General features: G+C 54.0%; 10 protein-coding genes. 7 read left to right on the top strand and 3 right to left on the bottom strand.

Annotated features, from left to right (window positions below):
• Positions 1 to 625: 625 nt before the first annotated feature.
• Complete coding sequence (locus IGR76_00280) at positions 626 to 1,051, bottom strand: hypothetical protein (protein MBF2076985.1); 426 nt, start codon at positions 1,049 to 1,051, stop codon at positions 626 to 628.
• A 15-nt stretch (positions 1,052 to 1,066) separates the two neighbouring features.
• Entirely contained in the window at positions 1,067 to 1,243 is a 177-nt protein-coding gene (locus tag IGR76_00275) for a hypothetical protein (GenBank protein ID MBF2076984.1), read from the bottom strand.
• A 124-nt stretch (positions 1,244 to 1,367) separates the two neighbouring features.
• Between IGR76_00275 and IGR76_00270 the strand changes: the two genes are divergently transcribed.
• The 7 genes from IGR76_00270 to IGR76_00240 all read left to right on the top strand — a co-directional run bounded on the left by IGR76_00270 (position 1,368) and on the right by IGR76_00240 (position 12,625).
• Positions 1,368 to 2,822, top strand: coding sequence for an aminobutyraldehyde dehydrogenase (locus tag IGR76_00270; protein ID MBF2076983.1), 1,455 nt, complete (start codon positions 1,368 to 1,370; stop codon positions 2,820 to 2,822).
• 518 nt (positions 2,823 to 3,340) lie between these two features.
• Positions 3,341 to 3,670: a hypothetical protein gene (locus IGR76_00265; GenBank protein MBF2076982.1), complete on the top strand. Its 330-nt coding sequence runs from the start codon at positions 3,341 to 3,343 to the stop codon at positions 3,668 to 3,670.
• 259 nt (positions 3,671 to 3,929) lie between these two features.
• Complete coding sequence (locus tag IGR76_00260) at positions 3,930 to 5,141, top strand: M23 family metallopeptidase (GenBank protein ID MBF2076981.1); 1,212 nt, start codon at positions 3,930 to 3,932, stop codon at positions 5,139 to 5,141.
• A 36-nt stretch (positions 5,142 to 5,177) separates the two neighbouring features.
• A complete protein-coding gene (locus IGR76_00255; GenBank protein MBF2076980.1) occupies positions 5,178 to 7,100 on the top strand; it encodes a S9 family peptidase in 1,923 nt (640 codons plus the stop codon).
• A gap of 101 nt (positions 7,101 to 7,201) precedes the next feature.
• Positions 7,202 to 8,563: a histidine phosphatase family protein gene (locus IGR76_00250; GenBank protein MBF2076979.1), complete on the top strand. Its 1,362-nt coding sequence runs from the start codon at positions 7,202 to 7,204 to the stop codon at positions 8,561 to 8,563.
• Positions 8,564 to 8,602: 39 nt separating this feature from the next.
• The gene (locus IGR76_00245) at positions 8,603 to 9,889 is read left to right on the top strand and encodes a dihydroorotase (protein ID MBF2076978.1); all 1,287 of its coding nucleotides are present in this window, start codon (positions 8,603 to 8,605) and stop codon (positions 9,887 to 9,889) included.
• A gap of 420 nt (positions 9,890 to 10,309) precedes the next feature.
• Positions 10,310 to 12,625, top strand: a complete 2,316-nt coding sequence (locus IGR76_00240) for a GAF domain-containing protein (protein MBF2076977.1) — start codon at positions 10,310 to 10,312, stop codon at positions 12,623 to 12,625.
• On the opposite strand, the gene IGR76_00235 is transcribed toward IGR76_00240, so the two are convergent.
• Positions 12,613 to 13,872: an FIST C-terminal domain-containing protein gene (locus IGR76_00235; protein ID MBF2076976.1), complete on the bottom strand. Its 1,260-nt coding sequence runs from the start codon at positions 13,870 to 13,872 to the stop codon at positions 12,613 to 12,615. The genes IGR76_00240 and IGR76_00235 overlap by 13 nt on opposite strands.
• Positions 13,873 to 14,306: the final 434 nt, after the last annotated feature.

Below are 14,306 nucleotides of genomic sequence, written 5' to 3'. Positions count from 1 at the left end.
GTCGAAGCTTAATACCCGGACGACCTCAAGGTGAGCCTGATCATCCTTCTAATCATGCAACAAAGCCTTGAAAATCTGTAATATCCAGTCGTCCTCGAATAAATCACAGTAGGATGATATTCTCTGAATCCTTTGATAGAAGTGACTTCAGAACTTCGACCGCTTCGTTAGTTTGAGGTTTAATATGAATTTCTTCAGAAATAGTAATAATCTGACAGGGAATCCTGGTTCTGGCCCAGTAGGATCACCCTTGCACAACAGTTCCTTCGAGAGCAATCGATCTTTTTCTTTTATTGGTCGTAGCTCTTCGGCGCGCGCCCTTGCTGAGCCTGGAAACAGCCGTGATAAAGCATTGAACGGTCAAGCGATCGGAGACTATCGCGCACGACGCTTAGGAAACTGGATATGGTCAAGTATTGAGCTAGACTTGCCTCAGCAGATACCATCCATTCCTAGACTATGCCTCATATGGACATTGATTAATGACAGCCAATTGTCTGAATGAAGCAATGGTTGAAAAGAAGGTAGATAAGGACTACCCTCCTAGCACGTCTAAATCAATTATGCGTGGTGTTCTGACGTCAAAGCCTCCGCTGGGCACTGTCCAACCCCTCCTTGAACCCAATTACTTCTTAAACAGCGATGAGAACCGATCCTGCACTTGGGAGACTGCCGCTTGCAGAGGGTTCACTCCTTTGGTTGTCGGAGGTTCCGCCAGCTTAATCGGCTCGTCCTTATATTCCTTCAGACGATAGCCGTATTCCAGATTGGTCTGATTTTTCCGAAGTACGGGATAGAGCCGAAATGCGCCTTGTAGAAGTGATTCCTCACTATCAAAAATGGCGCGATCGATCAGGTTGCTGCGCTGAACGGCGATCGCCCCCACTGGATACCAGCTTTTCTTGCCCTTAATGCGGATGTATACCTCAAATTCGGGATTCCCGCTCGACTTCATCGTTTCAAACGTTTGGGCGGCTTCTTTACGCTTTTCAGCACGCTTGGAGGTTTTGGGTTGAGGCTGGGTTTTGCCGAATCCGAGGTTGCTCGTCATAGCGCAGGAAGAGTTTTAATAAAAGTTTACATGTTTCTCAGATAATATCTCATTTTGCAGTACTTCGGCCTGATTTCTAAAATTCAAGCGTTTCTGACGCTGTGCCAAAAACAGTTTCCACAACCCAAAATCAACCATTCCGCCATCTAATTTTGAATGTGGTAGCATGGCTCGCAGCAGAACAGTAGCCAACGGTTCAGACTAAAGATTGCATCGTAAGACTACGGTTCACATGGTATTTGTTTAAACCGCACCATTAAGCTGCACAACGTCCTTAGGAGAAAGGGGAATGACAGATAAATTTACCCACTATCCCATGGTGATCGGGGATGAGGGGGTTGGAACGGGCAGCGAAGATTTGATTGATCCAGCCACGGGGAAACCGTTTGCGACGGTGGCCTTGGGCACTGCCCAGGATGTCGATCGAGCCGTGGCGATCGCCAAACAAGCCCAGGCGACCTGGGGCAAACTGTCCTATGGAGAACGCAGTGCAGCATTGCTGGCCTTAGCTGATGCCCTAGAAGCCCGCAGTGAAGAGTTAGCGCGTCTGGAAAGTCAGAATGCCGGAAAAGCACTGAAGCTCACGATTAACGGTGATATTCCCTTTGCGATCGACAACCTCCGCTACTTTGCCTGCTCTGTGCGTCGGCAGGAAGGGGTTGCGGCTGGGGAATATGTGGGCGGCTACACCAGCATGCTCCGTCGCGAACCCATCGGTGTGGTGGGAGCCATCACCCCCTGGAACTACCCAATGATGATGGCTGTGTGGAAGCTGGCTCCGGCCTTGGCAGCGGGCAATGCGGTGATTCTTAAGCCTGCCCCGAATACGCCGATTACGACGATAGAACTAGCCAAAATTGCGCTGGAATCGGGCTTTCCCCCTGGATTGATCAACGTTGTTACTGGAGGAGCCGAGGTCGGAGAGGCCATTTGTACCCATCCCGATATCCGCATGGTTAGCTTCACGGGTAGCACCCGCACAGGCAAACGGATTGCGGAACTGGCGAGTCCCCGGATCAAACGGGTCACGCTGGAGTTGGGAGGAAAAGCCCCCTTTTTGGTGTTTGCGGATGCCGATATTGAGGCAGCAGCGCACGGTGCGGTGGTGGGAGCCTATGCCAACTCTGGCCAGGATTGCACCGCCGCAACCCGGATCTATGTGCAAAATGAAGTCTTCGATGCCTTCTTGAGTCGGTTTACAGAACTCTCCAGTCAGGTCAAAGTCGGTCATCCCTTTGCCGAAGACACCGACATTGGCCCTCTTTCGAGTCAGGCGCAGCGGAATAAAGTCCACGGTTTTGTCAAAGAGGCCAAAGACCAGGGAATTAAGATCGCGTTGGGTGGTGAGTTGCCAGAGGGAGACGGATTCTACTATCCTCCCACTATCCTTGTAGATGCACCCCAGCATGCAAGCTGTGTTCAGGATGAGATCTTTGGCCCGGTTGTTGTGGTCAGTCGGTTTAGCGATGAAGCGGAGGCTGTAACCTACGCCAACGATATTTCCTACGGGTTGGCAGGTAGCGTCTGGACGACGAACGTGCAGCGAGCCATGCGGGTTTCTGCGGCGATGGAGTGCGGCACGGTCTGGGTGAATGATCATCTCCCCCTAGCGAGTGAGCTTCCTCATGGAGGGTTCAAACAGAGTGGCATTGGCAAAGATATGTCCCACTATGCCCTAGAGGAGTATACGATCGTCAAGCACGTCATGTTTGACACGACGGGCGATCAGCGCAAGGGTTGGCACTTTACGACCTTCGGTAAAGCGGACTAGGAGCCTGATTAATCTAATCACTGAGGTGGGGAGTAGCACCAGCGAACCCCAAAGAACCTGATAATATCGAGTACGCTTAAACACTGATTGTGTGTATGGGCGGGTTTAGCTGACAGACCCTGGCAAATATTTAGGTTTATAGCTGTTGTCAGCTAGCTTAGGACATGGACATTTTGGAGGGGCGGCGAAGCTGCCCTTCCACAATGTCCTAACTGATATGGCTAGCGCTCTAACAGCAAAACCCACCTCGCTGTTTTCTCGAACCAGTTGGATCGCCAGTTTTTGATTCAGGTTCCGGTAGATATCGTGTTGCTTAGCCTCCATCCGTGCGACAGCAACTCGCAACGATTCACGCTGTCTGGAGCCTTTTACTTACTTAGGCATAAAGCCGTATCCCATGCGTCCATGTTTTGCTAAACCCTGACCCAAATCTATGCACAAAGTGCGCTGTTTTTCAAAAACCACGCTATAGTGCTTTGCTAAGAGTCTAGAAGGGTTACGGAGTAAGGATTGACGCTGTGTTGTTTGCATTACTCGTTGTCGTCATCGGCTTGATGCCTTCGATCGTCTCTGTTTTTGTGCTGCGGCGTGCGGATGCCCAAGCCCAGGCGAGGCTCCAACGGGTTTTAGAATCCTTGGCAACTCGTGGGCTTTCGCGACTTTCCTTGCCCGATGAACAGCATTATGTTGAGGAGCTAGGTTATATCATTGGCGATCAAAGCTGTCTCTTTAACGCGCGATCGCCCTACGTCCGGTGTGCGGTGAATCCCTCCGGGCCGTGCGAGGACTGCCGCCACTACCAAAATCGCACCGGGGCCATTGTTTCTTCCCTCAGATCGGAGCAATAAGCATCGTTAATCCAATTGCCGGGGATGGACAACGTCCAGTCAATGCCTATGGACGCTTAGCGGGATTAGGCGTTACTCTAGCAGAGGAACAGCTAGTCTGTTCGTTGTGAAGATCGTGGGATTGTAGCGTGTGTCATTTGGCAACGTTTTGAACCTGTCACAGGCGTGATGCTCAGAACAGATTCGGGCTTCTATACTGAATGAGTTAAACCAAGATTTCAATATCTCAATTCCTACGAGTAATGTGGTGGAGCGACGGATGACAAAGCAGGTTTTGAAACAAGGATTAAAGTGGCGATCGCGCGTGGTTAGCGGTGCCCGCTGTGCAGGGTTAATTAGCCTCATGACCCTGGGGACGAGTGCGATCGCCCAGGCTCAAGCATCACCCGATGGCACGGTGGAAAGTGTTCCCTCCGCCCAAGATCTGCTGAATCTTCCCCCTGCTGCGCCTGAAGCTCCTGTGATCACGATTGAACCCAGTGCAATGCCGGATGTGGGCGTTCCAGCCGAGGATTTTCTGGCGGTTCCCAGTGCGCCCAGTGAGGCCAGCAGCTATATTGACCCATCGAACGACTATGACCTGGGTGCAACGGCACCGACTCGGATTGTCCTGGACGAGCGCTCTACAGGCTGTCAGATGATTATTGAAAGCGGTGGTTACACGGGGCAAAATAATTGCTCCCTGTACTCCTCAGCATCCGGCCCTTCCCGTGCTGCTGCGGCTCAACTGGGGGACATCAGCTCAGTTAGCATTGGCCCTGTGAGCCTCAATAGTCGAGGCATTGAGTGGAATCCCAACTTTTCGATCCAGAATTTCCTCAACCTCACGCCTCGTCCCATCGGTCGCCTTGGCAACGGTGATGTCGATCTGCTGTTCCCCCTGACGATCCCCGCCCCGATTTCATCCCTATTTGGCTGGCGCGTTCATCCCATCTATGGCGATACCCGTCTGCACACCGGAACGGATATTGCTGCGCCCATGGGTACCCCGGTTGTCGCGGCCTTTGGTGGCAAAGTCGTTACGGCGGATTTCCTCCAAGGCTATGGGATTACGGTCGTCATTGAGAATGGCGATCAGCAAACCCTGTACGCTCACATGTCGGAAATTTTTGTAGAAGCTGGGGATGAGATTGTCCAAGGTGCCGTGATTGGTCGGGTGGGCAGCACCGGAAACTCGACAGGGCCTCACCTCCATTTTGAAGTGCGGGAGCTAACCCCCACCGGATGGGTTGCCCTGAACCCGAATGAAGCGCTTGAGATTGCCCTAGAGCACTTCTCCAGTGATTTCCAAGTGGCGGCGCTGGCAAAGGCAAACAAGAATAATCAAGCCTTCTCCAGTCTGGTTCAGGTTGGGCGATTTGCCTCGAAGGCATCGCTGAAGGATGCGGCCAAGCCAATCCCAGGTCTGGATACCGCGTCGAAAGCAGCGGATGATTTACCTGTGGTTCAGGTGAACGAGCTGTCAAACTAGAGTGCGTTTGTTGATTGAAAAAGGAATAGATTAGCTGTGATCACTGCACCGTATGGGTCTTGGAAGTCGCCAATCACCTCAGATTTGATCGTGGCGGGCAGCCTCCGGTTGGGTGAAATTCGGCTGGATGGCGATGAGGTGTATTGGAGTGAAGGACGTCCCACGGATGCGGGACGAAACGTGGTGGTGCGCTCTACTGCCGATGGTCAGCAGATGGACGTGACACCCTCCCCCTTCAACGTCCGCACCCGTGTCCATGAGTACGGCGGCGGGGCTTTCATCGTTCATGAGGGCACGGTTTATTTTTCCAACTTTGCAGATCAGCGGCTCTATCAGCAGGAATCGGGTAGCGAGCCAGAACCCCTCACTCCAGAGGGCGATCGCTATGCGGATGCGGTGATGGATGCAGGGCGCGATCGCCTGATTTGTGTTCGTGAACGCCACACGGAGAATGACCAGGAACCGATTAACGACATTGCAGCGGTGAGCCTGACGGGGAACGATGCCGGACAGGTTCTCACCGGAGGGCACGATTTTTATTCTTCGCCGCGCCTCAGTCCCGATGGACAATTCCTGGCCTGGATCACCTGGGATCACCCCAATATGCCCTGGGACGGTACGGATCTCTGGGTTGCCCCAGTGCAGGCCGATGGAACCTTAGGTAAAGCGACCCACATTGCCGGAGGTACTGCAGAATCCATCTTTCAGCCGGAGTGGTCGCCCGATGGCGTGCTGTACTTTGTGAGCGATCGCACCGGATGGTGGAATTTGTATCGCTGGACGGGAGACTCCGTAGAACCTCTTTGCCCGAAGGACGCTGAGTTTGGCTTGCCCCACTGGGTCTTTCGGATGTCTACCTACGGGTTTGAATCGGCGGCATCCCTGATTTGTACCTACGTGGAAGACGGAATTCAGCACCTCGCCCGTCTCAATACCCAAACCCTGAGCCTGACGGAACTGGAAACCCCCTACTCCAGCATTGGCGGATTGCAGGTGGGGGCGGGCGTTGCGGCGTTTCTGGGCGGATCGGCAATGGCTCCCAGCGCCGTCGTGCGAATGGATTTGGCTACCGGGAAAACTCAAGAACTACGCCAATCGAGTCCACTCACCGTGGAGCCGGGCTATCTGTCGGAACCGGAGGTGATCGAGTTCCCCACCGAGAACGGCCTGACGGCCTACGGCTTTTTCTATGCACCCAAAAATCAGGACTACACCGCTCCCGATGGCGATCGCCCGCCCCTGCTGGTCAAAAGTCACGGTGGCCCCACAGCAGCAACCTCGGCAAGTTTTAACCTTGGCATCCAGTATTGGACGAGTCGCGGGATTGCCGTCCTGGATGTAAACTATGGCGGCAGCACAGGCTACGGTCGCGCCTACCGCGATCGCCTCAAGGGACAGTGGGGCGTGGTGGATGTGGATGACTGCGCTAATGGAGCGAAGTATTTGGTGCAACACGGTCGGGTGGATGGCGATCGCCTCATGATTGACGGGGGCAGTGCAGGTGGCTACACGACCCTGGCAGCGCTGACCTTCCGCGACACCTTTAAGGCAGGCGCAAGCTTCTATGGGGTGAGCGATGCCGAGGTACTGGCGCAGGATACCCACAAGTTTGAAGCTCGCTACCTGGACAGTTTGATTGGAGCGTATCCGGCGGAACAGGCGCTATACCGGGCGCGATCGCCCATTCACCATATCGATCAACTATCTTGTCCGGTGATCTTTTTCCAGGGCGACGAGGATAAGATTGTGCCTCCCAATCAGGCGGAACTGATGGTAAATGCCTTGAAGGACAAGGGATTGCCTGTGGCCTATGTGCTATTTGCTGGAGAGCAGCACGGATTTCGCAAGGCGGAAAATATTAAGCGGGTGCTAGATGGCGAACTGTATTTCTACTCGCGGGTGTTTGGATTCGAGTTGGCGGATCCGGTAGAACCTGTGGCGATCGCTAATTTAGAATAGAATGCGGTTGGCGTTGGATGCGATCGCCCGTTTTGGTGCGATTGCATTGCCACGTATAGAGATTGCCACGTTTCGGTATTGCAGCAAAGGAGGACACAGCCCTGAATACGCGCGTCATTTTGGTTCGCCACGGAGAAAGTACGTTTAACGTTGAGCGTCGGGTACAGGGGCATTGTGACCAATCGTTCCTGACGGAGCGGGGGCAGGCTGATGCCCGTCGAGTCGGGCAAAGCTTAGTGGGCATTCCCTTTAATGCCGCTTACTGTAGTCCACTTCAGCGTGCCCAGCAAACGGCTCGATTGATTCTGGAAACAGCTCAGCCGAATCAAGAGCTATCGCTACGCCTGAGCGACAACCTCAAGGAAATTAACCTGAGCGAATGGGAAGGCATGCTGTTTCAAGAGATCCAAGATCGCTTCCCCGACCTCTACGAAATCTGGCGCGATCATCCCCACGATCTGCAAATGACCCGCGACACACCGGAGGGGAAAGAAACCTTCTATCCGGTGCGATCGCTCTTTGAGCAGGCACAGCAGTTTTGGGATGAAACGTTGCCTAATCATCTCAGTGAAACCATTTTGGTGGTTGCCCATAGCGGGATCAATCGGGCACTGATTGGGGCGGCCTTGGGCATGGATTCCCACCATTATCGCCAAATGGATCAGTCCAACTGCGGCATTAACGTCCTGAATTTCCCGGCAGGGTCAAGCGAACCTGCCCAGCTCGAATCCCTCAACCTGACTGCCCATCTCGGTCAGAAAGTCCCCAAACCCCGTGCCGGACAATCGGGGATTCGGATGCTGCTGGTACGTCATGGCGAAACCCAGTGGAACCGTGAAAAGCGCTTCCAGGGACAAATTGATGTTCCCCTCAACGAAACCGGACATCGGCAAGCCGCAGAGGTGGCGCAATACCTCAACGATGTGCCCATCCATCGTGCCGTCACCAGTCCGATGCTACGCCCGAAGCAGACCGCCGAGGCGATCGTGGCGCTGCATCCAGGAGTAGAACTGGAGAATCATGATGGTCTGAAGGAAATTAACCACGGCCTCTGGGAGGGCAAACTGGAGGCGGAAATTGAAGCCGAGTATGGGGCGGAACTGAAGCAGTGGCAGCGATCGCCCGAAACGGTGCAAATGCCCGAAGGTGAAAATCTCCAGCAGGTCTGGGAACGGTCGGCAGCCACCTGGGATGAGATTGTGCGGTCTACGGCGATCGCGGACAATCTGGCGGAGGGAATGGTGACCACGGTTGTAGTGGTGGCTCACGATGCCGTGAATAAAGCGATTCTGTGCCACATCATGGGCTGGGGGCCAGAGTATTTCTGGCGCTTCAAGCAGGGGAACGGTGCCGTTAGCGTCATCGACTACCCCCACGGTGCGGACGGGGATGCGATTCTGAGAGCGTCCAATATTACCACAGGGGACAGTGTGTTGGATCAGACTGCCGCCGGGGCATTGTAGTCTGCCCGCATACTCCCCTATTCAGCATGAGTAACCCCTATGACAAGTGAACTGATTCAGCAGGCTCGCGTTCTTGACCCGGTTTCCCATACCGACCGGATGATGGATGTCTTGATTACGGATGGCCGGATTGCAGCGATCGCCCCTGATCCAGCATCGGTTCCTGCCGACGTTCAGCGCATCGATGGCGCAGGCTGTATTCTAGCTCCGGGACTGGTAGATCTTTACAGCCATTCCGGTGAACCCGGATTTGAATCGCGGGAAACGTTGCTTTCTCTGGCTGAAGCGGCGATCGCAGGGGGCTTCACGCGGGTGACTCTCCTGCCCGATACCCATCCCCCTCTGGATACGCGGGGCAGTGTGGAGGGAGTGCGATCGCAGATTGACCGCACGCTCAGCCATTTGCCGATTCAAATCCACTGGTGGGGTGCCCTGACCCAGAGCATTGCGGGGCAGCAAATGACCGAACTGGATGATCTGATAGCGGCAGGCGTGGCGGGGTTTGCCGACGGTCGCCCGATTGCAGACATGAACTTGGTGCAGCGCATCTTGGAGTATCTGCACCCATCCCCGATGCCGATCGCCCTGTGGGGCAGCCATCCCAAGCTAGGACGGGAAGGGGTGGTGCGCGAAGGGATTGAGGCTCTGCGGCTAGGGTTACCCCCCGTACCGATCACGGCAGAAACTGTGCCGCTGGTGAGCCTTCTGGAGTGTGTGGAAACGACCCAAACCCCCATTCACCTGATGCGGGTTTCCACCGCTCGGAGCGTGGATCTCATTCGGGAGGCAAAAGCGAGGGGGTTACCCGTTACTGCCAGCACCACCTGGATGCATGTGTTGCTGAATATTCAGGCGATCGCCAGCTACGATCCCAGTCTGCGACTCGATCCACCCTTGGGAAATCCAGAGGATCAGGCGGCCTTACTCCAAGGCGTTGAGCAGGGTGTAATTGATGCGATCGCCATCGACCATAGCCCCTACACCTACGAGGAAAAAACGGTATCCTTCTCCGAAGCGCCGCCGGGTGCGATTGGCTATGAACTGGCACTCCCGCTCCTTTGGCATCACCTGGTGGACTCGGGCCAATGGGATGCGTTAACCCTCTGGAGTCGGCTCAGCACCAATCCCGCCTTGTGCTTGGGGCAAACGCCACGGGCGATCGCTCCTGGGGAATGGGCAGAACTTATCCTCTTTAAGCCGGATCAAACCTGGACTGTTTCCGCCAATGCGCTGAAAAGCCTATCAACGAACACGCCTTGGTTAGACCAGGTGTTGAGTGGGAGGGTGGTCAAAACGTGGTGCAATCTTGCGGGGGGGTGTGAATAATGCCCAAGACGTCATCCGTTACAAGATGGCCAATACGGAGCAAAAATGAACTTTGCTGTCCGGGTTTCAGATATGGACTCACCCATTTACCATAGGAATATAGGAAACTCGATGCTACTGCTTTCATGCTGGCTTGAGAGTGAAGAACGCAGATAACTGTGGTGCAGAACTGCATTTTATCTCCACTTCCACCCTAGGTTCCTAGCCTTTCAACAGTGCTATTTTCAACGTTATCAATGTCTGCGTGGTACTCAGGGTGAACCTGGGGGTCGAGTCACGTTACCGCTCTACAGCCTCGCCCATTTTCATACATAATTCTAGTCTTGCAAACTGCTGAGTCTGATGGATCGATCGCATCTCCCTACCTTTTGTCTGATGGGCGCAACGCTACGGTACGCAAGTGCAGGTGGCTTTTAGATAATGGCAAACTTAGATCGTGCGATCGCCCACCCCATCTCGACTGCCCAATTTAATCAGTTGTGCAAACTGATCCGGCAATCCGCTACTGATCTAGCACCAGACTGCTGGTTCTTCACCCGTAATATTCCCAAGCCAGATCTATCCTCTTCAGGCGATTCAACCTCCGATCAGGCGCTCGCCCTGCTCGTTTCAGACGGCTTCAGTGTGCTGCTCCGGGGGCAGCAAACCGAAGAGACCATGATCATTGCTGAATTGATTTTAGATCCGGGGGCGATCGCCCAAACCTTAACTGATATTTGGCAGCAAAACTCAGACCCGGATCACCATCCCTCGCTAGATACGCTGATGGACTGGTTAAACGCAACACCAAACCATGCCCAGCATACCCACTTCACACAGCAACTCTTCCATTGCCTGACGCCGCTTCCGCCCATTGACGATAGCGACGCCCCTACCTCCTATCCGCCTGGGTGTCGTCCTGTCGAAATTGAGCTATACCAACGCATTGAGCAAGAACGGTTACTCAATCAGGTGATTAGCCAAATCCATCAAAGCTTGGATTTGCCTGTGATTTTGCAAACCGCAGTAGAACAGGTACGTCAGTTTTTGCAGGTTGATCGGCTGCTTGTTTATCAACTCCTACCCGATCAAGCATCGACTGATAGCGCTGTTGTCACTGAGAAGGCATCCGCAAAGGGAGCCGTACTATCCTTCTCCGGTTCGGTGCTAAACGGTTCAAACTCGGTGACCTACGAAGCGAGAGGGTCGGAAGATGTCCTCTCCGCTCTAGGACTGATTGAGGAAGCCTGCTTTGACCGAAATCCCGATCTGCGCGAAAAGTATACCCAGGGATTTGTGTTGCAGGTCAGCAATATCGATGCAGCCTATCCCAAAGCATCCTGCCTACGCAAGCGACTCCAGCAGTTACAGGTTCGTTCTAAACTGGTTGTTCCCATCCTGGTTCGACAGCAGCTTTGGGGATTGCTGATTGCCCATCAGTGCAGCCACGTTCGAGATTGGCAAGCGGAGGAAGAAAACTTTCTGCGACAAATTGCAGAGCATTTGGCGATCGCCATTAGTCAGGCCCAACTCTACACGCGCCTCCAACGGCAAAAGTCGTTGCTGAGGCAGCGGGTCATCGAACGGACGCAACACCTGAAAGATGCGATGCTAGCGGCCCAGGCTGCCAACCGAGCCAAGACCGAATTTTTGGCGGCGATGAGCCATGAACTCCGTACCCCACTCACCAGCATTATTGGCCTATCCAGCACCCTGATGCACTGGGGCAATAACGATCTAACACCGCGCCAACAAAAGCACCTGAACACCATTCACACCAGCGGTCGCCATTTGTTGGAGCTTATCAATGATATTCTTGACCTGTCCCAATTTGAGGCGGGCAAAGTGGCGCTGCGCTTCAGTGAATTTTCGCTGACAAAGGTGGCGCAGCAAAGCCTCAAAATTGTTCAAGATGAAGCGCTCCAAAAGCAAATCAACCTCAGACTGCATTTAAATATTGACCCGGAGCGCGATCGCTTTGTGGCCGATCCTCAGCGCATTCGCCAGATTTTGCTGAACTTGCTCAGTAACGCGGTCAAATTTACGCCGAGGGAGGGGGCTGTGACGTTGCGGGTTGCGGCTACTCCGTCGATGGCGATATTCCAAGTTGAAGATACGGGGATTGGCATTTCTGACCAGCAAAAGTCCTTGCTGTTTGAGAAGTTTCAGCAGTTAGAGCCGTCCTACAGTCGCCAGTATGGCGGGGCGGGCGTTGGGCTAGCGTTGACGAAGCAGTTGGTTGAACTCCACGGCGGCGCGATTGAGGTTCAGTCTGACCTCGGTGTAGGGTCGGTGTTTACGGTGCGCATTCCCTACCGTTCTCACCTGCCAGAATCGGATAACGCGTCTCCTGAGGCTGGAAATGTGCAACCGTCGGGGCGTATTGTCCTCATCGAAAATCGAGAAGAACCCGCAACGGCAATTTGCGACATGCTGAATGCAGCGGGATACCAGATGATCTGGATGACAGAAGGGGCGATCGCCCTAGACCAAATCGCGATTCTGGAGCCCGTTGCCGTCATCATCAGCCTGCACGTTTCCGATACCAACAGCTATGACCTGATCCGTCAACTCCGCCAACGTCCCGCAGGGGCTAGGATCAAGGTTCTTGCCTTAAGCAATCGGTTCAACGCAGAAGAGCAGCGGCGTTGTCTGAGCTTAGGCGCGGATGCCTACCTCTCTGAACCCATTGACCTGGATCAACTGGTGCGTTGTGTGAATCGGATGCTGGGCGTTGCGATCGCTCAATCCTCGTGAGAGGCCCGACAGATGCCGAATACGGACGTGTAGCCGTGGAGAAAGGTGGTGTTTCCCACGGGGCCAATTTCGCCATTGCAGAAAAAGCCACTGACCGGAATGCGCTTTAAGTACTGGTGGAGGAGTTGGGAATCAATATTGGGTTCACCGTACAGCCCTTCCCCTCGTCCCAGGCAGGAAAACATCAAGGCACCGGATGGAGAGGCTTGATTGGGGTCAAGGTTCATCACGTATTTTTCCAGCAGAGCATCCAAATCATTAGACGACGTTTCTGCATCGCGCAGATGGAACTGAATCCGTTGCCCAGCCCGTACCCGATCCCCAATGGCGATCGCTCCTACTTTTGGATCAACCCCCAACAGGTTGCGAATCAGAAAATCCCCTTGTTCGAGGCTTTGCTTAAACTCACTTTGGGCAACGCCTACAAATAGGGAGTGTTGAGCCAGTTCTCGGTCTTCGTCGCTCAGGTCTTGATACACCTCTTGGAGGGCTTCTAAAGGCGTTAGAGCCGTTCCGTCCGAGGCAAACGGGTTGGCATCCTGGGGCACCACTTTCATCACAATGTTGCGCTCGCCATCCACCACGCGATAGGTTTGCCCAATGGGACGGCAGCCCTGAGCCACGATCGCCTCTAGCACAACATTACCGCTGAGTGCTACTCCCACCACCCCTTCGCGGAGATGTTCAAAATTACAGAACAGGCTGCTGTTCCCTGAGGAGGCATCGCTACCCGCTAATCCCCCCACTTTGACGGAACCCGGATAGGCAAAATCCAGCCCTTGCAGAAGGTCATTAATGCCCGCCGTAAACGGATCGGCCAGCAAAATAAACTGGGGATTTTCCTCTGGCCGCACCCCGATCAGCTCAACCCAGGCATCGGGAGGACTGTCTAGATCTGGCAGATCATCCTCGCGAGTGTGAAAGGGGTGAATGTTGACTCCCGGCAGATGAGCTAAGGTCAGACAGAGCGCAGGCTCGTCCTCGACTTCCTGTACTTCATCAATTTCCACATCTTGACCAATAATGCCACCACCACTACAGCCGATCAGGTACGGAACAGAGAGATACTCTTTCAAAAGCGGCATCAGGCGCGGGAATTCGCTGGTAAACGACGATGAAATGAACACAAACGCCAGATCCGCTGTTGCCTGGAGCGATCGCTGGGCTTGTTCCGCTACTTCTTTAACGGCAGCCTCCAGCGATGGCTTTTGGGATAACGCACTGGCCCATTTCATCGAATCAGTCATAACGCTTAGCTGTATCGAGTACCTAACACTGTTTGACACGTACGGCTTACACCGTAGAACGCAGATCCGTCTCAGTTACTTGGATCCGAATCCTGGGGATGCAGCAAATCGCTACGGTATTGGTTTAGATGCTACAGGATCGAGTGCCCGTTTTTGCAAAAATCGTAGAACTGGGTCAAGCCTGTCTGTAAAAAGTTCTTCCATCGTAGCCTTATTTGCCGCTATCGTCGGCGTGTCGGGAAGCCGTACCTCCTCCACTCAAGTACCTAGAGACTGGGCTACTTGGGGTTGCACGGATAGCTGGGCGATCGCCTAGATTCAACACCGGGTTCCAGAAAAATCGCGGTGGTTCGGTTTTTTAGCTTTTAGACGGGAAGCCCCGCGATGTACCTGAAAGGTCAGCGTCGGGATGAGAGGCGCGTGAGTTGAGGTAC

The sequence above is a fragment of the Synechococcales cyanobacterium T60_A2020_003 genome (genome assembly GCA_015272205.1).
In the GTDB taxonomy this organism is placed as follows: Bacteria; Cyanobacteriota; Cyanobacteriia; order RECH01; family RECH01; genus JACYMB01.
Note: the sequence above shows the minus strand (reverse complement) of the source record. Positions and strands in the feature narration are given on the sequence as shown.